Below are 1,268 nucleotides of genomic sequence, written 5' to 3'. Positions count from 1 at the left end.
TAGGGTGGATCTTCAGATCCACCATCCATGAACACACCCACCTACGCCGGCTTGGCCGTGCGCCAGTCGCCCTCGCCAACGCCCGATGGGCGCCAACCCGACGCCAGCGCCTGATCGCGCGTCAGACCCCAGGGGTAGACTTCGGCGGACCTTCGGGCCTGTTCGTGAAGGGCCGATACGTGATCGTCCGACAGCTCCAACCAGTACGATTCTGGACGGCCCGACTCGCTGTCATGCACGGCTGTCACCGGATCTCTATGACGTACACCCTCAAGCTCGGGGATATCCGGTAGTGGCTCGCGCACGTCCATGAACTGCTGCAGCTCTTCCCACACCAGCTGGGTCTCCCACACTTCAAGCTGCTCACCCGGGTAAGCCACCGTGTAGTCCGTGCTCCGGTGCACGAGCACCAGACGGTACCGATACGTACCCACTGCGGTGGACGTTGGTGCCGCAAACGCCTCGAACTCCTCGAACGGCAGCTCCAAGCGCCCAACCCTGCGACCAGCCCAAAGACTAACCATCCCGGTGCAGCGCTGAAAACGCGTATCGCGCCCGAAGCCCAAAAACCCAGAATTAACAGCGAACATACTCAGAAACCACACAGAAACCATCAACAAGAAAAACACCAAAATCCAGGCCATATCTTTGACAACACCAACCATTTCTCCAAACGAAAAAATAACAATCATAAAAGCCGCAAAAGGACAAAGTATGGCCAAATAGATGGAAACATTCCCAATAAGCGCCACAATCACCAGAGGGTCAGCGCCTGACGCCCATCGACGATGTTTGTGGCTGTCATTATTATCCAACCTCCTCTCGCGCTCTTCCGGTGGCAATCCCTTTACGATATCCATTGCTGAAGCGTAAGCGCCAACAGCGACATACTCCCGGCATTGCGGCCCCAGCAAAGGCAGGCGCGTCCCGAACGAGGCGCGCTGAAAATACCCCATCGACTCGAGATTCCGCCCTGCCGACAGATCCTCATGCCGATAACCGGTGAATGCCGTGTCCGTGTAATACGTGGCTTCCGACCCGTCCTTTGTCATACCTTGCTCCATGCCAAAAGCGAACCACCCTCCAGCGCTCCCGTTGAACTGAATCCTATGTGCAACAATGAAAACGGCGCCATTCGATAATGGTGGACTTGGAAGTCCACCCTACGGCTACACCGACTTGGCCGTGCGCCAATCCCCCTCGCCAACGCCCGATGGGCGCCAGCCCGACGCCAGGGCCTGCTCACGGGTGCGGCCCCAGGGGTAGGC

Annotated in this window: 1 protein-coding gene; it reads right to left on the bottom strand. The window is 58.2% G+C overall.

The features are described 5' to 3' along the window. Window positions 1-41: 41 nt before the first annotated feature. Complete coding sequence (locus BMZ02_RS18675) at window positions 42-1,052, bottom strand: ABC transporter permease (protein WP_091646606.1); 1,011 nt, start codon at window positions 1,050-1,052, stop codon at window positions 42-44. Between the last annotated feature and the right edge of the window lie 216 nt (window positions 1,053-1,268).

Origin of the sequence: Aquisalimonas asiatica, from assembly GCF_900110585.1 — a bacterium.
In the GTDB taxonomy this organism is placed as follows: Bacteria; Pseudomonadota; Gammaproteobacteria; order Nitrococcales; family Aquisalimonadaceae; genus Aquisalimonas; species Aquisalimonas asiatica.
The sequence above is the reverse complement of the archived record's forward strand: the minus strand, read 5'-3'. Positions and strand labels throughout refer to the sequence as shown.